The sequence below is a fragment of the Halapricum desulfuricans genome, assembly GCF_017094465.1.
Taxonomy (GTDB): domain Archaea; phylum Halobacteriota; class Halobacteria; order Halobacteriales; family Haloarculaceae; genus Halapricum.
On record NZ_CP064791.1, the window covers coordinates 644705 to 664041 of the forward strand.

Consider the following 19337-nt stretch of genomic DNA (forward strand, 5'->3'; position numbering starts at 1 on the left):
AACCCTACTGGAACTCGTCCAGTGTCGCGTGGATCCCGGACCGGACGTCGCTGACCAGCGTCTCCTCGACGTCGAGGCCGAGCACCCGCACGGCGGCGTCACCGACCCGATCCTGCGCGTCCCGGGGTGCGTAGACGCCGAGTCGCCACTGGTCGTACTGGGCGGCCCGCAGCGCCTGCACCAGCGTCGACTGCTCTTCGAGTCGGCGGACCTCCCCGCCGACGATCACCCGACTGGAGGTCTCTTTCAGCTCCGGTTTCTCTGGCACGTCGAGGATCACGTGCCCGGGATCGATGTCGGCCTCCGTGGCGATATCGTCCTCCAGCCGGCGGATCTCGTCGTGATCTGCATCGAGCAGATCGTCGGGCACGGCGTCCATCTCCGCCCAGACCGCGCGCTTGAACAGGTCGCGGTAGCTCAGCCGCTCGCCGTAGCCCTCGGTCGCGTCGTTCGACCGCAGCGCGACCAGCAGGTCCTTGTCGTCCATCCGGCGGAGTCGCTCCGGATCGACGGCCGTCTCCGCGAGCAGGCGCTCGGCCCCGCGTCGCAACATCGCCTTCGCGATCCGGGCGACGTGGTGGTTGTACACCGTCGGCGTCATCAGCGCGCGAGCGAGCAGGAGACTCTCGGCGGTCTGAACGTTGCCCGCCGCCAGCACGAGGTCACCGTCGACGAATCGCAACTCCCGGACCAGCCGGCCGTGGTCGATCGTCCCGTAGGGAACGCCGGTGTGGTGGGCGTCCCGCGCGAGGTAGTCCATCCGGTCGACGTCCAGTTCGCCGGAGACGAGTTGCCCGAGTTCCCCTTCGCCGGCCACCATATCCGCCACTCGATCGGGATTGAGACCGTGTTCGGAGAGGATCCGGGCGACCGCACCTCCACCGAGCAGGTCGTGGACCTCGTCGTGGTACTTGCCGGTGTGGCGATGGATGAGGTCCTCGACGTTGTGGCTATACGGGCCGTGACCCACGTCGTGGAGCAGAGCCGCCGCGCGGACCCGTTCGGCCTGCTGGCCCTCGATGCCGAGATGCGAGAGCGCGCGGCTGGCCAGGTGGTAGACCCCCAGCGAGTGCTCGAAGCGGGTGTGGTTCGCGGAGGGGTAGACGAGCGTCACAGTCCCCAACTGAGAGATGTGTCGGAGTCGCTGGAGCGGCGCGGTGTCGAGCAGGTCCAGCGCGACGCCCTCGACCTCGATGTAGTCGTGGACGCTGTCCTTGATCGTCTTCATCGTCCGGACGTACGGTCGCTCCCGACAAAAGGCTCGGCCAGCTACGCGACCGACTGCAACAGCCCGAGCAATCCCTCGCGGGTCGCGTTACCGGCTTTGACGGCTTCGTCGGGCGTCCGCCCGCTCTTCGAGACGGTCGTGATCGCTTCGTCCGGTCCGTAGCCGCGGGCGGAGACGAGCCAGGCCGCCAGGACGTGCCCCGTCCGGCCGATGCCGGCCAGACAGTGGACGACGATCGATTCGCCGACACTGTCGGCCTGCTCCAGCACCGCAAGCGCTTCCCGGAGTGTGGCTTTGTCGGCGAGTTGGTGGTCAGTGATCGGAACGTGTGCGACGCGCCCGGGGCCGAAGACGTCCCGATACCGATCGAGGTCGATGCCCGTTCGCTCTAGTTGGGCATCGGTCAGCAGACAGAGGACGCGCTCGACCTCGCGCTCGCGGACGAACTCCAGCCACTCACCGACCGGGTCCTCGCTATCGGCACGCCAGGTCGGGGCCGCGGAGCCGTAGACGATCGATTCCTCGGGGGCGGCGGGACCGAACCGATAGGGTGCGGCCATCGCTTTCCCGTAGGGGGTCCGGCCACCGCAACACTTCGACGGTGGCGAAAGCCTTTCTCACCCACCTCCCGTGTGGCCGACTATGGTGACGTTTCTCTCGGGCGGGACCGGCACGCCCAAGCTGCTCGCCGGGGCCGACGCCGTCTTCGCTCCCCAGGAGACGACCGTCGTGGCCAACACCGGCGACGACATCGAACTCGGGGGCCACCTCGTCTGTCCGGACGTCGATACGGTACTGTTTCTGGAGGGGGATCTCCTCGATCGCGACTCCTGGTGGGGGATCGAGGGGGACACGGCCGCGACCCACGAGCGACTCCAGGTACTGGCCGAGGCTGCCGGCCTCGATAGCGGCCCGCGCTACCTCCCCGACGACAAGCAGACTGCGGGTCGTGAGATCGCCCGCTGGCGTCGCTTCTCGGCGGTCGCGGAGTTCATGCACATCGGCGACGACGACCGAGCGATCCACCTGACGCGGACGGGATTGCTCGACGAGGGCCACACGCTCACGGACGCGACGGCGACGCTGGCGGCGGCGCTGGGCGCCGACCGGACGGTCCTGCCGATGAGCGACGACCCCGTCGCGAGTCTCGTCCACACGCCCGACGGGATCCAGCACTTCCAGGAGTGGTGGGTCGCCCACGACGGCGACCCGCCGGTCGAGGACGTCGAGTTCAGGGGTGCAACCGAGGCCGAGCCGACCGACGCCGTGCTCGACGCGCTCGGGGAACCAGTCGTGATCGGCCCCTCGAACCCCGTCACGAGCATCGGGCCGATGGTCGCAATGGATCGGTTCCGGGCGGCCCTGGAGTCGACGCCGGTCGTGGCAGTCTCGCCGTTCGTCGAGGACCGGGTGTTCTCCGGGCCGGCCGCGAAGCTGATGGCCGCTACCGGTCGCGACCCCTCGACAGCGGGGACCGCCGAGGCCTACCCCTTCGCGGACGCGTTCGTCCTCGACAGCGACGACGGGACGGAGCTCGATCGGCCAGTCGTTCGGACTGACACGGCGATGGAGACTGACGACGACGCCGAGCGTGTCGCCCGTGCCGTCGAGCGGGCCCTGTCGGAGGTGCGATCGGTATGAGAACCGCCGCACAGAACGCCGAACTGGCGCTCCTGCTGGAAGTCGCGGGGACGCCCAAGCCCGGCAACGTCGACCGCGAGCGGGAGTACGAAGACCTCCGGTTCGAGCACTTCCTGGCCGGCGCGGTCGGCGCACAGGAGGGCTTACGGATGGCCGGCCGGGTCGACGGTCCGCCGGTCGGCGAAGCCTTCGAGCAGGCCATCGCGGGTATGCGCGACCAGCGCGGCGGTAACACACAGTTCGGGGCGCTGCTGTTGCTCGCCCCGCTGGTCCGGGCCGCAGCGGACGGGAACCTCACGCGGTCGGGCGCGAGCGACGTCGCCGAGTCGACGACCGTCACCGACGCGGCGGGGTTCTATCGCGCCTTCGAGCACGTGGCGGTCTCCGTCGAGGACCCGCCCGCCGATATGGACGATCTCGACGTTCGCCGCGGCAGCGATGCCGTGCCGGCGCTGCACGCCCGTGACCTGTCACTCTACGATGTGATGGACCGCTCGGCCGATCGCGACGGCGTCGCCCGCGAGTGGACCGGCGGGTTTGAACGGAGCTTCGGTGCGGCAGCACGGATGGAAGCGCTCGCCGGCCCGATGACCGAGCGGGTGGCGAGGGTCTTCCTCGAACTGCTGGCCGACGAACCCGACACGTTCGTCGCGATCAACCACGACGAGGCGACGGCCGAGCGCGTCAGCGAACGAGCGCGAGCCGCGCTTGAGGGCGACGAGGATCCGGACGCGCTGGCCGAGGAGCTGGTCGATCGCGGCATCAATCCGGGCACGACGGCCGATATCACGGCCGCGGGATTGTTCGTCGCACTCGAAGGGGGGCTGGCGATATGAGCAACGAGCACGGCGAGACCGCGGCGTGGCCGGTCGAACTCCGCGGGGTCACCGAGTCGATCGTCACCACGCGCGGTCCGAACGACCGCTGGAACGTCGCCGCGCTCGGACTGCACGCCGGCGACCCGGTCACGGCCCGGACCTGGGGGCGGACGCGCACGCGGCGGAACGTCGAGGCACGCGGACGGGGGTACGTCCAGTTCGCGCCGGACCCGGTCGCCTTCGCCGAGGCGGCGCTGACGATCCGCGAGGAGTCCGAGCCGATCCTCGACAGTGCCGACGCCTGGGCCGAAGTCGAATTCGATCGGCGCGAGAGCGGAACCGAAGGCGACACTGAGTGGGTCGACTGGGCGCTCCGTCCGGTCGAGAGTCGGGTCGAGCGCCGCGGCGTCCGGACGACCAACCGCGGCTATTACGCCGTCGTCGAGGCGACCGTCGCGGCCTCGCGGCTCGGCGTCGAGGCCTACGACCAGCAACGGCTCCGCCAGCGGCTCGACTATTTCGAGGGCGTCGTCGAGACCTGCGGCGGCCCACCGGAGCGCGAGGCCTTCGAGATCGTTCGCGCGAATGCCGAATGGTAGCACGTATGTCAATCCCGGCAGATCAGTGTCGCTTCGAATCCTTTTTGAGCACTGTCCGGTTACGTGGGGTCACATGGCGATCAAACCGGCCTACGTCAAGAAGACGGCAACGATCCTGATGGAGAAATACCCCGACGCGTTCGGCTCGGACTTCGAGCACAACAAGGACGTCGTCAGCGAACTCACCAACATCGAGTCCAAGGGCGTCCGCAACCGGATCGCGGGCTACGTCACGCGCAAGCAGAACCGCCCCGTCGAAGCCTGAGTCGGCTTGCTGTCGGCCTGTTCTGTGTTCTATTCTCGCTCTTCGATCGCGTCGCGGTAGACGCGCTTGATCGTCTCGGTCCCGTCGATATTCTCGCGTCGCTCGTCGAGGACGATCTTTCCTTCGTGCATGACCGTCAGCCGATCCAGTACCGACGCGAACGCGTCGATCCGGTGGCTCGAGACGACCACCGCGTTGCCCGCCGCGGCGTAGGCTTCCAGGAACGCGAGCAGCGACTCGCGGGTCACGTCGTCGAGATCCGCGAGCGGTTCGTCGAGTACCAGGAAATCCGGCTCTTTCAGCAGCGACAGCGCCAGATCCAGTTGCTTGCTGTAGCCGCCGGACAGCTCTGACGCCCGCCGGTGGAGCACCTGCGGTAGCTTGAACACCTCGATCACCTCCTTGACCCACTCGAAGTCCGGATCGCCGGCGATCGCGCGGAACACGTCGAGGTTCTCTCGCACGGTGAGCCCGTCGTAGAACGCCGGTTCCTGGAAGCCTGCACCGATTCGGTCGCTGTCCGGCCGGCTGACGGAGCCCTCGGTGGGCCGGGTCAGGCCGAGCAGGACGCGAATCAGCGTCGATTTGCCCGAACCGTTCGGGCCGGCCAGACAGTGAACGTCGCCGGGCTCGATCGACAGGTCGACCCCCTTGACGGCCACGACCGGGCCGTAGTCTTTCGTCAGGTTCTCGACGGCAAATCGGTCCGCCACAGTCAATCACCCCTCCGATAGAGCACGATCGTGGCCTCCAGGACGACCAGCGAGGCGAGCGCGGTCACGCCGAGTATCGCGAAGTAATCCGCGTACAGCCCCAGTGGTACGTCCTTGAGCATCTCGCTGCGGACGATGATCGTCGTGTAGTGTAGCGGCACGGCCCGGACGATCTCCTTTCGGATCGGCGAGAAGAAGCCGGCCGGGTAGATCAGCCCGCCGAACGCGACCAGCCCGAACAGGACGATCACCGAGAGAAACCGGCCGACAGTCCTGAAGCGGGTCAGAAACATGATCGCCATCGCGACGGCCGCCATCGCGAGAAACGACACCAGGAGCGCGGCGACGAGCCCGACCGAGATCGGCGTGACGGCATAGCCCAGCTCCCACGTGACCAGTCCGAACATCGCGATGGGCACGAGCATGAGCAGTGTGAAATACAGCAGTTTCGCCGCCACGAGCGATTCCAGCGAGGAATCGGTCCGGATACGCTGGATCGCGCGCGACTCGCTGGCCAGGTTGTAGGGGACGTAGGTGAACGCAAACAGCGTGAGCGTCGCGACCAGCAGGATCGGGATCAGATACTCCGACAGCGAGCGCGACTGGCCGATCACGTGGCGCTCGACCGTGATCGACGTCGAGGCGCCCGACTGCAACCGGTAGTTGAGCACGCTCACCATCGCGTTCGAGGGCTGGTCGAACAGGACCATGCTCCCCTCGACTGTGAGGTTCAGTTGTGACTCCTGAGAGTCGTTCAACACGCCGGGCGGCACAGTGACGACGGCGTAGACCTCCTCGCGATGGAGCGCGTCCATCGCCGCGGCCTCCGAGTCGTATCGGACCGGCTGGGCGAACGTGACGGTCGCGGCATCGACGAGTTCGAGACTCCCGTCGTCAGTCGCCTCCGACTCCGGCACGACCGCGACAGGCGCCTCCTGGGGGATGACGTGTTGAAACGTGACGCTCGCGTACCCGGCGGTCGCAGGCAACACCAGCAACAGCACGACCAGTGCAGCCACATTGTGCTTGCTCCAGCGCAGTTCTTTGCGCAACAGGGCTCGCAGGCTCACGGCGACTCGTCTGCGAGTGACAGGAGCAGGGTGAAAAGCGTTGCCGGTTCGACGTGATCTTCTATGCCAGTCAGCGATCTCGTTCGCCGCGCTTGATCGGGCCGTCCCATCCTTCCAGGCCGCCGGCGAGGCTCGCGACTGGCGTGTCTGTGACCCCTTCGTAGGAGGTGATCAAACGGGCGGCCTGCACGCTGGATTCGCCGTGGGGACAGACGGTGACGATCCGGTCGGCGTCGGCGTCTAGTTCGTCGATACGGTCGATGAGTCGGCTAAAGGGCAGGTTCCTGCTACCCGGGATGTGTCCGCGCTCGAAGGCAACGGGCTGTCGGATATCGACGATCTCGACGTCAACGTCGGAATCGAGCAGATCCGAGAGTTCCGACGCGCTGATTTCGCCATCCATACGTCCGTTCAGCACCCACTGCGGGAAATCCGCTACGGAAGCGGATTCGGCCGGACGACTCGCAATCGCGACTACAGCACCCCTTCCTCTTTCGCGAGCAGCAACCCTTCGATGGTCGCGTCGTTGGCGGGCGATTCCCGGGCTCGCTCCAGCGCTTCTTCGATCGGGACGGGGCGCACTTCGAGGAACTCGTTGTCGTCGTAGCTGGGTTCGACCGGTTCCAGCCCCTCGGCGAAGACGATCCCGCGTTTGTGCCGGAGGACGCCCGTCGCCGTCCAGAACGTCTCCAGCAGTGCGGTGCCGGACGGATCGAACCCGGTCTCCTCGCGGAGTTCGCGCGCGCCGGCGGTCGTGAACGACTCGCCGTCCTCGACGATACCGGCGGGGAGTTCCAGACAGTGCTCGCCGATCGCGGGTCGGTACTGTTCGACCATCACGACGGTGTCGTCGGTCACGGGCACGACGACCGCGGCGGCGGGCAACTCCGCCCAGTAGTAGCGCTTCCGCGAGCCGTCGGGCTGTTCGACCAGGTCGTAGCCGCCGGTGTACCAGCCGGTCTCGTACTCGGTCCGTGATTCGACGACCGGCCAGTCGTGGCGTTCGTCGCTCATGGTCGTTGTGTCACGCTCAACCGGTAAAACGTGACGTTCTCGCCGGTCGCGTTCGTTCGGACGTAGACCGCGTCCCCGTCGGCCGCGTCGGGATAGTTCGAGCGGAGCGCGTCGAGTTCGTCGAACGGCGAGTGGGTGAACGCCCCTTTGATCCCGAGCGGTCCCGTCCAGTACGGATCAGCGGCACCCGTTCCGTTCCCGGCGTCGGACAGTGCGGCCGTGGTGTACTCGTAGCGCCGCTCCGAGAGGGTCGCCGCCTCGACTGCCGCGTTTCGCTGGTCGATCGACAGCTCGTCCGACTCGACCTGCGTGGCCGTCAGATAGTAGGGATCGCCGCTCTTGAGCAGGCCAGGCAGCGCTCCCAGTGCCAACAGCAGGACGACCACCACGAGCACGCCGATCAGGAAGTTCCGGGCGATCGGACGCACGTCAGTCCTCCCGGAGCATCGTCCGATATATCTCGCCGAACGCCTGTCTGCGGAGCGTTCCGACGGCGGCCTCGCGCTGACTCTGGAAGGTCGCCGCGACCGCAGTCCCCGCGAACGGGGCGGCGTGCCAGACGACCCGGTCGACGTTGGCGTTGCCGATCTCCCGGATCTCGTAGTCGGGATGGGCGTCACACCACGCCTCGAACTCCTCGCGAGTGCCGACCGTGACCGCCAGCGACTCGGCGAAGAGGGCGTCACGCGCGGTCTCGACCACCTCGCTCGTCACGCGCTCGCGGTACTCTTCCTGGCCCATCTCCATCGCCTTTGCGACCTCTTTGACGACGACCTGTGCGGTCGATCCCAGCGTCTCGTAGCGTTCGCGTGCCGCCGCGGCCGTCTCGGGCTCGAACGACCCCTCTGTCTCCATACCTGCCTCTGGGGGTTGGAGTCCCTACTCGGTTTCGCCGTCCGACTCGTCCATCCGACGGGTCAGTTCCCGCGCGTCTTCGAGGATCGCCCGCGCCTCGTCGTCGAGTGTCTCGCCGTCCCCGACTGCCCGCCTGTCGATTCCGGGATTCTGGCGGTTTGCGTGGCCGCGATCACCGGTGTCAACCTCGTCGATCGGGTGGTCGGTCTCCTCGACGGCATCGATATCGCGCAGCCGTGCTGCCAGCGCCTCGTCGTCGTCCTCGCCCCAGTTCGGCGTGTGCTCGTCCAGCCACTCCTCGTGGTCGGTCCCGCGGATGAGGGCGGTAAACGCCATGTGGTTCGCCAGGTGCTCAGCGTCGGCCTGCGGCTCCGCACAGACGGGACAAAGGTAGGCCATGTACGAGCCGACGGTATCCAGCGCCAAAGGAGTTCACACGGTCGGTTGTCCGTCTGTTCCGGATCGGTCGACCGTCTCGAGCGATCGGATCGCAAATCGTCACAACAGACCGTGTCAGTCGTCGGAGGTCTGCAGGAACTGTTCGATCGCGAACGGCTCGTTCTCGCCCTCGACGGCCAGCACGTCCAGGGCGGTCACGACCGCATCGACGCCGAGCAGCCCCGAGAGACTCGGCTCGGTCCGCCCGTCGTCGCCCGAGACGAGTTCCTTCACGTAGAGGCCGCCCTCGCCGTCGAGTTCGACTGTCGCGTGGGCCTCGTCGTCCAGTTCGCCCTCGATCTCGTAGACTTCGCGGGTCCGGTCGATGTCGGCCCGTCGGTGATCCACTCGCTGGGGGGTCCGCTGGGTGATCGTCGCACCTCGCAGGGCGTCCAGCGCCTCGTGCAACTCCTCTTCGCTCACGGGCTCGTCGAACTCCACGGCCATCCGGTAGGTCTTGGCGGCGTCGTGTTGCTTGACGCGCTCGACCATCTCGTAGGTCGGGATCGCCAGGTCGGTGACCTCGACTTTGCCGTCGGCGAACTCGTTGATCTCCGCCTCCAACTGTGCGGGATCGACCTCTCTGGCGTGGGGATCTTCGACCTCGATGACGAACGGACGCCCGGTCCCGAGCATGAGTGCGTCGACGTCTTCGCGGCCGGCACCGTGGAACGTCGCCGACTCGCCCTCGTAGGCCTCGACGACCGGCGGCGCGGTCAGTTGCTCGACGCTCTCGTCGTAGCGAAAGCCCGTCCCGTCACAGCCGGGACACTCCGCGCCGCGTTTCAGGCCCGTGCCGCCACACTCATTACAGGGCCACTTCGTCTGGGGGATATCGCGTTCGAGTTTCCTGTAGCGGCCGTAGACGAACGCGGAGTTGACCTGCAACTCGACCTCGTCGGTGCCGAGATCGAGCAACAACTGGATGTCCGGGCGACCGAAGTCCACCTCGGCGCCGACCTCCTGGCCGAAGCGCTTGCCGACTTCCCTGTTGAGTTCGGATTTCAGTTGCTCGCCGGCGTCTTCCGCCAGGCTCACGTCCTCCCGCAGCAGCCGGTCGTTCTCCTCCAGCATCGGCGGGACGCGCGTCCCGACCTGGTAGGTGTCGAACTCGTAGTCGGTGACGGCCTGTACTGCGCGATCAGTCCAGATATCGATGCGATCGGATTCGCCCTCACAGACCCAACACTCCTCCGGGGGTTCGTACGGTTCGTCGGCTTCGAGGGCGACAGTCGTTCGCAAGGCACGGCCCCGCTCGGCGTTGCTGAGGCCGAAGCTCCGATCGGCGACCAGGCGGCCGAGACACGCGTCACAGACCGGGCCGGTCGCGATCGCGTCCCGAGCGATATCGAGGACAGTCATTGCCCTGTCTTCGCCCGCCTGGACGTAATTCGCTTTCGAGTCACAAGCGTCGGTCGTCTCCCGTCCCCGATAGGAGTAACATATTCCGATACCGGAGACGATAGCTCGACCGCGGTTCGGCCGGTAACACGTTCTCCAGCCACGAAATGGGGATGTATCGGCCGAAATCTGCGTACAGAGACGCCGCAGCGGTTGCCAGCAACTGTCCCCATAAACGAATCAATCCCGTTAGGTTCGGTAATGACGCCACGAGAGACTCGGATATCGCGACGGGCGTATCTCGCGGGAGCGACGACGGCGACTGTGGGGCTCGCTGGCTGCTCCGTCCTCGGCAGTGACAGCGGCGATCTGACCGTCGCACATATGCCGATATTCCCCGACTTGCAGTACTTCGTGATGGACGATCAGGGGTATTTCGACGACATCGACCGGACGGTCAACGGCGAGGAGTTCACCGACGGCCCGTCGATCATCAAGGCCTACAGCGGCGGCGACATCGACATCGCGATGTTCGGTATCGTCCCGGCGATGATTCTCATCGACCGGGGGCTGCCTGCGAAGGTGACGGCGACGAACATCAAGGAGCCGATGGCGATTCTCACCCACGAGGAGTTCGGCCCGCTGTGGGACGAACACGGTAGCGACGCCTTCGACGTCTGGCGCGAGCAGCGTGGCGAGCCGTTCCAGTTCGGCACGTTCCCGCAGGGGTCGGTGCCCGACATCCTACTGCGCTACTGGCTCGACCAAGAGGGCGTCGATCCCGAGAGCGACGTCCAGATCACCGAGATAAACGGCGCGAACGCCGTCTGGCAGGCGATCGCCAACGACGAAATCGACGGCACGTCGATCATGGAGCCGGTACCGACCCGCGTCGCCGAGGAGTCGGTCCCCTACGAGACCTTCAGGACGGCCGCCCAGATCATGCCCGGCCAGCCCGCGGCCGTGACGCTGATGAGCGACGAGATCCGCGACACCGACGTCGCGACGCAGTTCCTCGACGCCCACGTCCGGGCGACTGAGTACATTCAGGACAACCCCGAGCCGACGGCCGACATCGTCGAGAGCGGGATCGGATTAGACTCCGATCGGGCGCTGTCGGCCCTGCAGGGGCCGCTGTCGAACTTCGTCACCGACCCGCGCGAGATCGAGAACGGGACGGAGATCTTCTCTGAGTTCGCCGCTCGCACGGGCAAACTCGACCAGCAACTGTCCCTCGAGGAGATCTTCGATTACAGCGTCTACGAGGCGCTCTAACGATGGCAACCGACGTCAGCAACGAACTCGAACGGACCGACAATCTCGGACCGATCGTCGAGGCTATCGATCCCAGGCGGCTGCTGTTGGGGCTACTCGGACTCGCCGGGTTCGTCGGTCTCTGGTGGTTCGGATCGACGCTCCAGCCCGCGTACATTCTCCCGTCGCCGCTGGCGGTCGCCGTGACTGTCCAGTCGGAGATCGCGTCCGGGACGATGCAGACCGCGCTGCTCGACAGCGTCGTCCACTGGCTCCCGGGGACGGTCGTGGGCACCACGCTCGGCGTCGCTGCCGGCGTCGCCCTCGGCTGGAGTCGGGTGCTGGACGAGGCGCTGACGCCAGTCGTCCGGGTGCTCCGGCCGGTCCCACCGCTGGCGCTGATCGGCTTCGCGATCGCGTGGTTCGGGATCGGGCACGCCGGCGCGGCGTTCATCATCGCGATCGGCGCGTTCTGGATCAACTTCTACGCTGCCTACGGCGGCGTCGAGGGCGTCTCCGACGACCTGCTCGACGTCGCTCGCAGTCTGGGCGTCGAGCGTCAGATCGGTCTCGTTCGGGCGGTCGTCCTGCCGGCGTCGCTGCCCGAGATCATGACCGGGATTCGGACGGGTATCGGTCGCTGCTGGATGCTCGTCGTCGCGGCGGAGATCTTCGGCGCGCCGGGGATCGGCCGCCAGATATTCCGGTCGGCCAACTCCCTGCAGGTCGATCGCGTGATCGCGTACATCCTCGTGTTGAGCGTGATGTTCCTGCTGGTCGATACCGCGTTCCGACTGCTCCAGCGGAGGGTCCTGTCATGGCGGTAGGTGCCGACGCGAATCGCGTCACTGTCGAGGACGTCTCGATGGTCTACGACGGCTCGAACGGTCCCGTCGAAGCACTGCGGAAGGTGTCCTTTGACGTCGAGCCCGGCGAGTTCGTGACGATCGTCGGCCCCTCCGGCTGTGGGAAGACGACGCTCTTTCGGATCATCGCCGGGCTACAGACGCCCACCGAGGGTGCAGTTCGGCTGGACGGCGACCCCATCGACGGCCCTGGCCCGGAACTGGGGATCGTCTTCCAGGAGTACCACCTCTTCCCGTGGCGGACGGTCGCCGGCAACGTCGGGTTCGGGCTCGAACAGACCGGCATGCCGACGGACCAGCGGCGCGAGCGGGTGGGAGAACTACTGGAACTGGTCGGGCTCGAGGGGTTCGCCGACAGCTACCCGAAGGACCTCTCCGGCGGGATGAAACAGCGCGTCGCGCTCGCTCGCGCGCTGGCTCCCGATCCCGACCTGCTGCTCATGGACGAGCCGTTCGGCGCCGTCGACGCCCAGACCCGGACGATGCTACAGGCGGAACTGCTCGACATCTGGGAAGCAACCGGCAAGACCGTACTCTTTGTCACCCACGATATCGAGGAAGCGGTCAAACTCGGTGACAGAGTCGTCGTGATGGACAGAGAACCGGGTCGTGTCCAAGAGGTCCTCGATATCGATCTCGAACGGCCGCGTTCGCGCTCCGATCGCGCCTTCGGTCGCTACTACGAGGAGATCCTCGACCGAATCGGGTAGCTGCTCGATCGAATTAGGACGAGTTCGAGAGACGGTGGCTCGGTGTAAACGCTTCGTCACACGGGGCTCAGTGGGGGTAACTGCTCGTCATCGCCACCATACTTCGATAATACTTCGTAGCTCAAAAGGAATCCGTTCTGGTTCGAACTACCACAACTATTTTACATCTCGTTGCACAGAATCAGACAGTGTCCGAAGAAGCGAAACAACAACTGGCGGTCTGCATCGACGTTCATCCCTCAGGCGACACCGATATCTTCCGGATCAGAGCGGCTGATGAGGTACTCCATTTCCTCGCCGATGCCCACGAGACGGAGTTCACCATTCCCGAACTCGTGGACGCGACGGCAGCCGCTCGCTCGACAGTTTGGCGGGCCGTCGACCTGCTCGATGCGCTCGGCGTGGTTCGAATCCGCGAGACGCCACAGCGCAACTACGTCTCGATCGATCCCGGGCGACTGCAGAAGGACGATCCAGTCCTCGCGGTCGAGCAGATCGAGTTCCACGACCCGATCAGAGCGTTCGTCGATCGTGTCCGCGACAGTATCGACGACAGCGACGAGATCTCAGATCTAATCGGTATCGTCGTCTTCGGGAGCGTTGCTCGGGGTGAGGCGGACAGACAGAGCGATATCGACCTATTCGTCGTCGTCGACGGCGACCGGACGAGCGCTCGCCGGCTCGTAACGGGGGTCGCAACCGATCTCGCTGGAGAGCGATTCGACGGCCACAGGTTTGCTTTCGAGCCGTACGTTGAGTCGGTCGAAAGCGCGAAGCGCTCTGGACCGAAGCTCAGAGAGATATTCGAGGAGGGAATCACAGTGGTCAGTAGCAAGCAACTGCAGTCGATACGAAAGGAGGTGTTCGCGGGTGAGTAGTACTCGTATCGAACAACTTGTCGATGACGCACAGGCTGCGTTCGATCGCCGTCCGACGGATATCGAACCGGGACTGGACGTTTCGAGTGCTGCACTTCTCCAACTCCGGAAGGCGTGTCGGTTACTCGCTGGTGCAGACGCGCTTCAGGAGCAGGGATACTACACGCTCGTCATCGAGGCTTCTTTCGTCACGATGGAGAGAACAGTGGAGTTTCGCCTCCTCGAACGCGGGAAGATGGAGCCGACAGATCTCCCTGGGACACATCCGGGCGTGTACGGCGAAGCGGCATCGGCTGGTATCTTCTCGGAGACGATGGCGAACGACCTCGCGGATCTGTGGCGTGACCACCGTGCGAAGACGTACTATCAGGATGGACTTGCAGCGGCAGAACGCGCGGCAAGTATGTATGCACTCGCACAGGAGGTCCATGAGTTCGTCGTTGGCCGTTCCTCACAGGGCCACGAATGCCTCTGTATCTAAGGAAGTGTCTTGGGCGACGAACGTATTAATAGAAACTGTGCCTCAGTGGGGCAACTGCTCGTCATCACCACCACGAGACCGTAGATTATCGTGCCGGAAAAACTCGTCTATCGGGGCGAAGGTCGGACGCGGTCCGAAACCGACACTAGCAGGGAGACCGTATTGCCCGTATGGAGCGAACACCGGAGTCATTCGCCGGGGCGATTTCGTCCGGTGACGCCGATCGCGTCAACGACGCGATCGACGAGATCGAATCAGCCGATTCGGTCGATCGCGTATCGATCTATCCGGACCTGTTCGAGGCGTGTTACCCGGTATACGACAGCGACGACGGCTACGTTCGACAGTCCGTCGTTCGGTTCCTGCGTGATGCTTACCCGATGCTCGAAATCCGGATCGCCACGAGCGATACCGAGCAGGTCGGTGGATACACGATTGGCGACCTCGGCGCAGGCAGGGAGCGTCTCGTCGAAATCCTGCTCGAAGCACTCGAAGACGATGACGGACGGGTTCGTCGGGCTGCTGTCGACGGTTTCGAGACGCTCAGTGTCACATTCAACGTAGCGGAACTGGATGCCGAGAAGCGGGCGCTGCTTGCCACACTAGACGACCTCATCGAGGAGCTGCCCGAACAAAAGGCCGAACACGCCAAAAGCGCGAAACAGTCCGTCAAGCGGCTCGGACTCGTCGGCAGTCTGCTCACTGACCTCGATATTGATTCGTCGTGAGCGTACGGACTGGAGAGTCTTGCATGGACGGTGAGACCGGAAGAGGCATTTTTTGCTGACAACTACGACGAACGGATACGATGCAAGTCTGTGTGCCGACTCGCGGCGACGGGGGGCTCGACGCTGACGTGTCACACCACTTCGGTCGGGCGCCGACCTACACGGTCTACGATACCGAGACCGGATCCGTCGAAGTGCACGACAACGATAGCGACCATCGCGGCGGAAGCGGCTCACCGCCGGAGACAGTCGCCGATACCGGCGCCGACGCGCTCGTCTGTGTCCACGTCGGCGCGCGAGCGAGCGACCAGTTCCACGCGATGGACTTTCCCATTTACTGTGGTGCTGACGGAACTGTCCGAGAGGCAGTGCAGCGTTTCCAGGACGACGACCTGGAGCGGGAACTTCCAGGGGAGGACAACTGCAGAGACGACCACGATCACGACGGCCACGGCCACAATCACGAACACGATGGTGGTGACAAGCAATGACGCGGGTGACGATCCTCTCCGATAACGAGGTGGGCGGTTCCCGCCCCAAGGGACTGCGAGCCGAGTGGGGCTTTGCCGCCGATGTCGGTGGCGTCCTCTTCGATACCGGACAGACTGGTATCGCGGCCGACAACGCCGACAAACTCGGGTTGGGGCCATACGAAACGCTCGTCCTCAGTCACGGCCACTACGACCACACGAAGGGGCTGCCGGCGTTCGTCGACGACGCAGAGGAGATCTACGTCCACCCGGACGCGTTCGAGCCGAAATATCACGGCGTGGAGTCCATCGGGCTGCCGTACACCCGCGAATGGATCGAGTCCCACGCGACAGTCAACACGCACCGCGATCCGGTCGAAATAACCGATAGGATTTATGCCCTCGGCGAGATCCCGCGGCGCTATCCCGACAGTTCGACGGGCGAGATCCGCGATACCGATGGGACATCTCGGCCAGACCCGGTCCACGACGATCAGCCACTAGTCGTGACAGGTGAGGGGGGGCTTGGTCTGGTCCTCGGGTGTTGTCACGCCGGACTCCGGAACACGATCGAGCACGCCGAAGACGTGTTCGACCGTCCCGTGCAGACTGTCCTCGGAGGGACGCACCTCCGTTCGCCCGACCCCGACGAACTCGACGAAATCGTCGCGTGGGTCGCCGAACGCGTCGAACGGATCGCACCCACGCACTGTACCGGCCACGACGCCCGCCGAAAGCTCGAAGACGCCTTTGGCGAGGACTACGAGCGCGTCGGCGTCGGCTCGACGGTCGAGCTGTGACGTACCTCGAATACCAATTTGGTACTAGCAAAAGGATTATGCTTACGGACGACAAACGGTCGGGTGATGGCACCCAGACACGGAAACGGCGGCAAGGCGGGCACTGGACAGTCGAACCGACGTGGCGGCTGCGGCGGTGGAGCCGGCGGAAAGCACCGCGAGCGACGACGCGATCGTGTCCGCGACGAGGACGGACAGTTCGTCGAGACGGTCGACGGGGAGACCGTGCTGAGCGTCTTCGAGGCCGTCGCCGGACCGGTCGTCACGACGACGGACGTCTCGGACGTGCTCGGCGTGAGCACCGAGTCGGCCCGCCAGAAGCTCAACGACCTCGTCGGGGGCGGAAAACTCCGGCGGCGCAAGACCGGCCGGACGGTCGTCTACTGGCGGGTCGAATGACCGAACGGGGGCAACGATGACCGAGTATCCGCCGGCGATCGACACGGAACTGCCGGTCAGTCCCGGTGAAGGCCGGTATCTCTGCGGACTGCTGTACCGGACACTGCTGGACGAACCGCCGATCGGCAACGGGGAACTCGCGGAGTACCTCGGCGTGAGCGGCGCCAGCGTCTCCGAGATGATCGACGCGTTCGACGAGGCCGGCCTCGTCGAGTACGAGCCCTACCGAGGTGCCACGCTGACCGACGACGGCGAGCGACTCGCCCGGGAGATTCTCTGGCGACGCTGTGTCGTCAGTCGGTTCTTCGAGCGCATCAGCGGTGTCGAGCTGGCGGACGACCAGGCGTACAAGATCGGCTGTCTCCTGGACGAAGCGGATGTCGAAGCCCTTGCTCGACAGGCCGACCAGCCCTGCCGAATCCGGTGTCGGGCCGACAGTGCCGAGGACTGCGCGGAGCTGGCTGTGTGACTACGGGGGCGTTTCCCGACGGGATGTTTCTCGTGTCGAGCCAACCACCCCATCCGCCGGCTGTCCGTTCGTGAAGACATTCGACCCATCGAGCGGTCAATTCGCTCGAAATATGACGGAATTATTATACTAGCGTGCGGATAGCCGTCCGGTTTCCGGCATTTATATACTCATGACGACCGCCAATAGCGGATATTTTTGTCTGTTCTCGCGACTATTGATGCCTCAAACGGTATAATAACATGAATAGGATGTATTCTATTTGTGTGAATCCGGCAGTCCCCAAGCTATCACTTATACGATGATCTACAGTAGATACAAGTAGTTTCGGTTGGACCTACGATCAATGCCAGACATAAACAGGCATGAAACGCGCTTGAGCGCTCGTCCCGGGAATGTCGCTCACGCCACAACCGACGTATCCGACGCCACCGTAGCTGATACCGCCCGCTGCGCCGTTTCGATCGGACCCGACCACTCGATGAGTCGAACGTCCGCACGAACGGACAGCCGGCACCACGAGACACGGGATTCGCGCGACCCGGGCCAGAGAGCGGTGGGGTACTGATGGTCGGGACGCTCACGCTGGCAGCGCTGGCGGCGACTCCGATCGCGGCGGCCTTCGCGCTGCTTGTGGTGTTCCGGTGGTCGGCAGCACGGGCGATGGGCGTCGGCTGGATCATCGTGACGGTTCTCGGGCTTGCGTACTGGCAGATGGACCCGTCGTGGTGGCTCGCGTCCGCGGTCTACGGCGGACTGTCGGCCATCGACATCATCCTGATCGTCTTCGGGGCGATCCTGCTGATGAACTACCTGGACATCAGCGGTGCGATCTCGACGATCCGGTGGCACTTCAGCGGCATCGCGACCGACAGGCGGATCCAGTTGCTGTTGATCGGGCTCGGGTTCATCACGATCATCGAGGGCGTGGCCGGTTTCGGGACGCCGGGAGCGCTGGCCGCACCGCTGTTGATCGGGCTGGGGTTCCCGCCGCTGGGCGCGGCCGTGTTCGCGCTGTTTTTCAACGCCCCGAACCCGCAGTTCGGTGCCGCGGGGACGCCGATCCTCGGCGGCGTCAACGCGGTCATCGGCGAAGGGAAGCTCGCGGAAGCGACCGAACCGATCACGCAGGCCGAGTTTCAGGCCCTGGTCTCGGGGTACTCGGGCGTCGTCACCGGTCTGACCTTCTCGTTTTGGGGCGTGCTGGGGATCTTCCTGCTCGTGTACTGGTTCGGAGACGAACACGAGCGGTCGCTGCGGGGCGCGGCCCGCGCGACCGCGCCGGTTGCGCCGTTCGCGGTCGTGCTCGGTGTCGTTGCCGGACTGACCCAGTGGTCGATCGCGTGGTTTGTCGGTACCGAACTCCCGTCGATCGTCGCTGGCTTCGTCGTCTTCGGGCTCGGGCTCGCCATGGCCGATCGGGGGATATTCGTTCCTGACGAGCCCTGGACGTTCCCCGAGCGCGAGAGCTGGTCGGACGAGTGGCTCGGCGGGCTGAGTCTCGACAGTATCTCCGGCGACGAACCGAAAAAGGAGATGCCCGTGCTCCTGGCCTGGACGCCGTACCTGCTCGTCGGCGTGATCCTGCTGATCACCCGCTGGCCGACGCTCGATCTCGTTGCTACCCTGCAAGAGTTTACGGTCGGCATCCCGGCCGTGCTCGGGTACAGCGATCTCTCGTGGAACCTGCAGTATCTCTACCTGCCCGGAACGATGCCGTTCATCCCGGTCGCGATTCTGACGGGCTTTCTCTACCGGATGGACAGCTCGGACACGGTCGAGGCCTGGCGCGAATCGGTCCGGCAGATCGCCCCGGCCGCGGTGACACTGGTAATCGTCGTCTCGCTGACCCAGATCCTGATCCAGTCGGGTGCCGACCCCGCCAGTGCCCGTTTCGACGCGGGGATGATGGACGCGCTCTCGCAAGCCGTCGCGTTCGGTGCTGGAGCGGCACTGCCGGCGGTCGCTCCCTGGATCGGTGCGCTCGGCGGCTTCGTCACGGGATCGAACACCGTCTCGGACATCCTGTTCGCCGCGCTCCAGTACGACGCGGCCGAGCAAGTCGGCGTTTCCCGGTCGATCGTCGTCGCGCTCCAGAACGTCGGCGGCGGCATCGGGAACATGATCTCCGTCCAGAACATTGCTGCCATCTCCGGCGTGGTCGGGATGACCGGCCGCGAGGGCGATATCCTACGCAAGACGGTTGTCCCGACGATCCTCTTCGCGCTGTTCGCCGGCGCAGTCGGGATGGTGCTAGTGTATGTCGTCGCGCCCGGGGCGTTCTAACTCGAACAGACAAC

The 19337-nt window shown here is 65.2% G+C and carries 25 protein-coding genes; 15 read left to right on the plus strand and 10 right to left on the minus strand.

The features are described 5' to 3' along the window. Nucleotides 1-4: 4 nt before the first annotated feature. Nucleotides 5-1228, minus strand: a complete 1224-nt coding sequence (locus tag HSEST_RS03320; RefSeq protein WP_229122152.1) for an HD domain-containing protein — start codon at nucleotides 1226-1228, stop codon at nucleotides 5-7. 41 nt (nucleotides 1229-1269) lie between these two features. Continuing rightward, entirely contained in the window at nucleotides 1270-1788 is a 519-nt protein-coding gene (locus HSEST_RS03325) for a protein-tyrosine phosphatase family protein (RefSeq protein WP_229122153.1), read from the minus strand. Nucleotides 1789-1870: 82 nt separating this feature from the next. Here HSEST_RS03325 and cofD point away from each other — a divergent pair, with 82 nt between their 5' ends. The 4 genes from cofD to HSEST_RS03345 all read left to right on the plus strand — a co-directional run bounded on the left by cofD (nucleotide 1871) and on the right by HSEST_RS03345 (nucleotide 4551). After that, a complete protein-coding gene (gene cofD, locus HSEST_RS03330) occupies nucleotides 1871-2869 on the plus strand; it encodes a 2-phospho-L-lactate transferase (RefSeq protein ID WP_229122154.1) in 999 nt (332 codons plus the stop codon). Then, nucleotides 2866-3705: a triphosphoribosyl-dephospho-CoA synthase gene (locus HSEST_RS03335; protein WP_229122155.1), complete on the plus strand. Its 840-nt coding sequence runs from the start codon at nucleotides 2866-2868 to the stop codon at nucleotides 3703-3705. Before cofD ends, HSEST_RS03335 begins: the two co-directional genes overlap by 4 nt. Next, nucleotides 3702-4286, plus strand: a complete 585-nt coding sequence (locus HSEST_RS03340) for a DUF447 domain-containing protein (RefSeq protein WP_229122156.1) — start codon at nucleotides 3702-3704, stop codon at nucleotides 4284-4286. The genes HSEST_RS03335 and HSEST_RS03340 overlap by 4 nt, the downstream gene beginning before the upstream one ends. A 73-nt stretch (nucleotides 4287-4359) precedes the next feature. Next, on the plus strand, nucleotides 4360-4551 hold the full coding sequence (locus tag HSEST_RS03345; RefSeq protein WP_229122157.1) for a 30S ribosomal protein S17e: 192 nt from the start codon (nucleotides 4360-4362) through the stop codon (nucleotides 4549-4551). Between the two features lie 29 nt (nucleotides 4552-4580). On the opposite strand, the gene HSEST_RS03350 is transcribed toward HSEST_RS03345, so the two are convergent. The 8 genes from HSEST_RS03350 to HSEST_RS03385 form a co-directional block, all read right to left on the minus strand. After that, the gene (locus HSEST_RS03350) at nucleotides 4581-5264 is read right to left on the minus strand and encodes an ABC transporter ATP-binding protein (RefSeq protein ID WP_229122158.1); all 684 of its coding nucleotides are present in this window, start codon (nucleotides 5262-5264) and stop codon (nucleotides 4581-4583) included. Nucleotides 5265-5266: 2 nt separating this feature from the next. After that, the gene (locus HSEST_RS03355; protein WP_229122159.1) at nucleotides 5267-6334 is read right to left on the minus strand and encodes an ABC transporter permease; all 1068 of its coding nucleotides are present in this window, start codon (nucleotides 6332-6334) and stop codon (nucleotides 5267-5269) included. A gap of 70 nt (nucleotides 6335-6404) precedes the next feature. After that, entirely contained in the window at nucleotides 6405-6737 is a 333-nt protein-coding gene (locus tag HSEST_RS03360; protein ID WP_229122160.1) for a rhodanese-like domain-containing protein, read from the minus strand. Between the two features lie 71 nt (nucleotides 6738-6808). Further along, nucleotides 6809-7348: an NUDIX hydrolase gene (locus tag HSEST_RS03365; protein WP_229122161.1), complete on the minus strand. Its 540-nt coding sequence runs from the start codon at nucleotides 7346-7348 to the stop codon at nucleotides 6809-6811. Further along, nucleotides 7345-7776, minus strand: a complete 432-nt coding sequence (locus tag HSEST_RS03370; RefSeq protein ID WP_229122162.1) for a hypothetical protein — start codon at nucleotides 7774-7776, stop codon at nucleotides 7345-7347. The genes HSEST_RS03365 and HSEST_RS03370 overlap by 4 nt, the downstream gene beginning before the upstream one ends. Before the next feature lies 1 nt (nucleotide 7777). After that, a complete protein-coding gene (locus HSEST_RS03375; protein WP_229122163.1) occupies nucleotides 7778-8203 on the minus strand; it encodes a DUF5809 family protein in 426 nt (141 codons plus the stop codon). 24 nt (nucleotides 8204-8227) lie between these two features. Next, on the minus strand, nucleotides 8228-8602 hold the full coding sequence (locus HSEST_RS03380) for a DUF5810 domain-containing protein (RefSeq protein ID WP_229122164.1): 375 nt from the start codon (nucleotides 8600-8602) through the stop codon (nucleotides 8228-8230). A 114-nt stretch (nucleotides 8603-8716) separates the two neighbouring features. Next, complete coding sequence (locus HSEST_RS03385) at nucleotides 8717-10003, minus strand: tRNA pseudouridine(54/55) synthase Pus10 (protein ID WP_229122165.1); 1287 nt, start codon at nucleotides 10001-10003, stop codon at nucleotides 8717-8719. A gap of 240 nt (nucleotides 10004-10243) precedes the next feature. On the opposite strand from HSEST_RS03385, the gene HSEST_RS03390 reads away from it, so the two are divergent. From HSEST_RS03390 to HSEST_RS03440, 11 genes are all read left to right on the plus strand, one after another. Beyond that, nucleotides 10244-11257: an ABC transporter substrate-binding protein gene (locus HSEST_RS03390; RefSeq protein WP_229122166.1), complete on the plus strand. Its 1014-nt coding sequence runs from the start codon at nucleotides 10244-10246 to the stop codon at nucleotides 11255-11257. A gap of 2 nt (nucleotides 11258-11259) precedes the next feature. Further along, on the plus strand, nucleotides 11260-12063 hold the full coding sequence (locus HSEST_RS03395; protein WP_229122167.1) for an ABC transporter permease: 804 nt from the start codon (nucleotides 11260-11262) through the stop codon (nucleotides 12061-12063). After that, nucleotides 12054-12812, plus strand: coding sequence for an ABC transporter ATP-binding protein (locus HSEST_RS03400; protein WP_229122168.1), 759 nt, complete (start codon nucleotides 12054-12056; stop codon nucleotides 12810-12812). The genes HSEST_RS03395 and HSEST_RS03400 overlap by 10 nt, the downstream gene beginning before the upstream one ends. A gap of 188 nt (nucleotides 12813-13000) precedes the next feature. After that, nucleotides 13001-13690 carry a nucleotidyltransferase domain-containing protein gene (locus tag HSEST_RS03405; protein WP_229122169.1) on the plus strand — a complete coding sequence of 230 codons (690 nt, stop codon included), beginning with the start codon at nucleotides 13001-13003 and terminating at the stop codon, nucleotides 13688-13690. Further along, nucleotides 13683-14171 (plus strand): hypothetical protein, encoded by a 489-nt coding sequence (locus tag HSEST_RS03410; RefSeq protein ID WP_229122170.1) that lies wholly within the window; start codon nucleotides 13683-13685, stop codon nucleotides 14169-14171. The genes HSEST_RS03405 and HSEST_RS03410 overlap by 8 nt, the downstream gene beginning before the upstream one ends. 170 nt (nucleotides 14172-14341) lie before the next feature. Beyond that, complete coding sequence (locus HSEST_RS03415) at nucleotides 14342-14899, plus strand: hypothetical protein (protein ID WP_229122171.1); 558 nt, start codon at nucleotides 14342-14344, stop codon at nucleotides 14897-14899. Nucleotides 14900-14979: 80 nt separating this feature from the next. After that, on the plus strand, nucleotides 14980-15390 hold the full coding sequence (locus tag HSEST_RS03420) for a NifB/NifX family molybdenum-iron cluster-binding protein (RefSeq protein WP_229122172.1): 411 nt from the start codon (nucleotides 14980-14982) through the stop codon (nucleotides 15388-15390). Then, a complete protein-coding gene (locus HSEST_RS03425) occupies nucleotides 15387-16169 on the plus strand; it encodes an MBL fold metallo-hydrolase (protein ID WP_229122173.1) in 783 nt (260 codons plus the stop codon). The genes HSEST_RS03420 and HSEST_RS03425 overlap by 4 nt, the downstream gene beginning before the upstream one ends. Nucleotides 16170-16235: 66 nt before the next feature. After that, entirely contained in the window at nucleotides 16236-16568 is a 333-nt protein-coding gene (locus HSEST_RS03430) for a FaeA/PapI family transcriptional regulator (RefSeq protein WP_229122174.1), read from the plus strand. Nucleotides 16569-16584: 16 nt separating this feature from the next. After that, nucleotides 16585-17037 carry a metal-dependent transcriptional regulator gene (locus tag HSEST_RS03435; RefSeq protein ID WP_229122175.1) on the plus strand — a complete coding sequence of 151 codons (453 nt, stop codon included), beginning with the start codon at nucleotides 16585-16587 and terminating at the stop codon, nucleotides 17035-17037. A 567-nt stretch (nucleotides 17038-17604) separates the two neighbouring features. Continuing rightward, nucleotides 17605-19323, plus strand: coding sequence for an L-lactate permease (locus HSEST_RS03440; protein ID WP_229122176.1), 1719 nt, complete (start codon nucleotides 17605-17607; stop codon nucleotides 19321-19323). Nucleotides 19324-19337 lie beyond the last annotated feature (14 nt).

Excerpts from the sequence above, each read along its gene's own strand:
- HSEST_RS03320 (WP_229122152.1), bottom strand. The coding sequence starts at position 1,228 with ATGAAGACGATCAAGGACAGCGTCCACGACTACATCGAGGTCGAGGGC.
- HSEST_RS03325 (WP_229122153.1), bottom strand. The coding sequence starts at position 1,788 with ATGGCCGCACCCTATCGGTTCGGTCCCGCCGCCCCCGAGGAATCGATC.
- cofD (WP_229122154.1), top strand. The coding sequence starts at position 1,871 with ATGGTGACGTTTCTCTCGGGCGGGACCGGCACGCCCAAGCTGCTCGCC.
- HSEST_RS03335 (WP_229122155.1), top strand. The coding sequence starts at position 2,866 with ATGAGAACCGCCGCACAGAACGCCGAACTGGCGCTCCTGCTGGAAGTC.
- HSEST_RS03340 (WP_229122156.1), top strand. The coding sequence starts at position 3,702 with ATGAGCAACGAGCACGGCGAGACCGCGGCGTGGCCGGTCGAACTCCGC.
- HSEST_RS03345 (WP_229122157.1), top strand. The coding sequence starts at position 4,360 with ATGGCGATCAAACCGGCCTACGTCAAGAAGACGGCAACGATCCTGATG.
- HSEST_RS03360 (WP_229122160.1), bottom strand. The coding sequence starts at position 6,737 with ATGGATGGCGAAATCAGCGCGTCGGAACTCTCGGATCTGCTCGATTCC.
- HSEST_RS03365 (WP_229122161.1), bottom strand. The coding sequence starts at position 7,348 with ATGAGCGACGAACGCCACGACTGGCCGGTCGTCGAATCACGGACCGAG.
- HSEST_RS03375 (WP_229122163.1), bottom strand. The coding sequence starts at position 8,203 with ATGGAGACAGAGGGGTCGTTCGAGCCCGAGACGGCCGCGGCGGCACGC.
- HSEST_RS03380 (WP_229122164.1), bottom strand. The coding sequence starts at position 8,602 with ATGGCCTACCTTTGTCCCGTCTGTGCGGAGCCGCAGGCCGACGCTGAG.
- HSEST_RS03385 (WP_229122165.1), bottom strand. The coding sequence starts at position 10,003 with ATGACTGTCCTCGATATCGCTCGGGACGCGATCGCGACCGGCCCGGTC.
- HSEST_RS03390 (WP_229122166.1), top strand. The coding sequence starts at position 10,244 with ATGACGCCACGAGAGACTCGGATATCGCGACGGGCGTATCTCGCGGGA.
- HSEST_RS03395 (WP_229122167.1), top strand. The coding sequence starts at position 11,260 with ATGGCAACCGACGTCAGCAACGAACTCGAACGGACCGACAATCTCGGA.
- HSEST_RS03400 (WP_229122168.1), top strand. The coding sequence starts at position 12,054 with ATGGCGGTAGGTGCCGACGCGAATCGCGTCACTGTCGAGGACGTCTCG.
- HSEST_RS03415 (WP_229122171.1), top strand. The coding sequence starts at position 14,342 with ATGGAGCGAACACCGGAGTCATTCGCCGGGGCGATTTCGTCCGGTGAC.
- HSEST_RS03420 (WP_229122172.1), top strand. The coding sequence starts at position 14,980 with ATGCAAGTCTGTGTGCCGACTCGCGGCGACGGGGGGCTCGACGCTGAC.
- HSEST_RS03425 (WP_229122173.1), top strand. The coding sequence starts at position 15,387 with ATGACGCGGGTGACGATCCTCTCCGATAACGAGGTGGGCGGTTCCCGC.
- HSEST_RS03430 (WP_229122174.1), top strand. The coding sequence starts at position 16,236 with ATGGCACCCAGACACGGAAACGGCGGCAAGGCGGGCACTGGACAGTCG.
- HSEST_RS03435 (WP_229122175.1), top strand. The coding sequence starts at position 16,585 with ATGACCGAGTATCCGCCGGCGATCGACACGGAACTGCCGGTCAGTCCC.
- HSEST_RS03440 (WP_229122176.1), top strand. The coding sequence starts at position 17,605 with ATGGTCGGGACGCTCACGCTGGCAGCGCTGGCGGCGACTCCGATCGCG.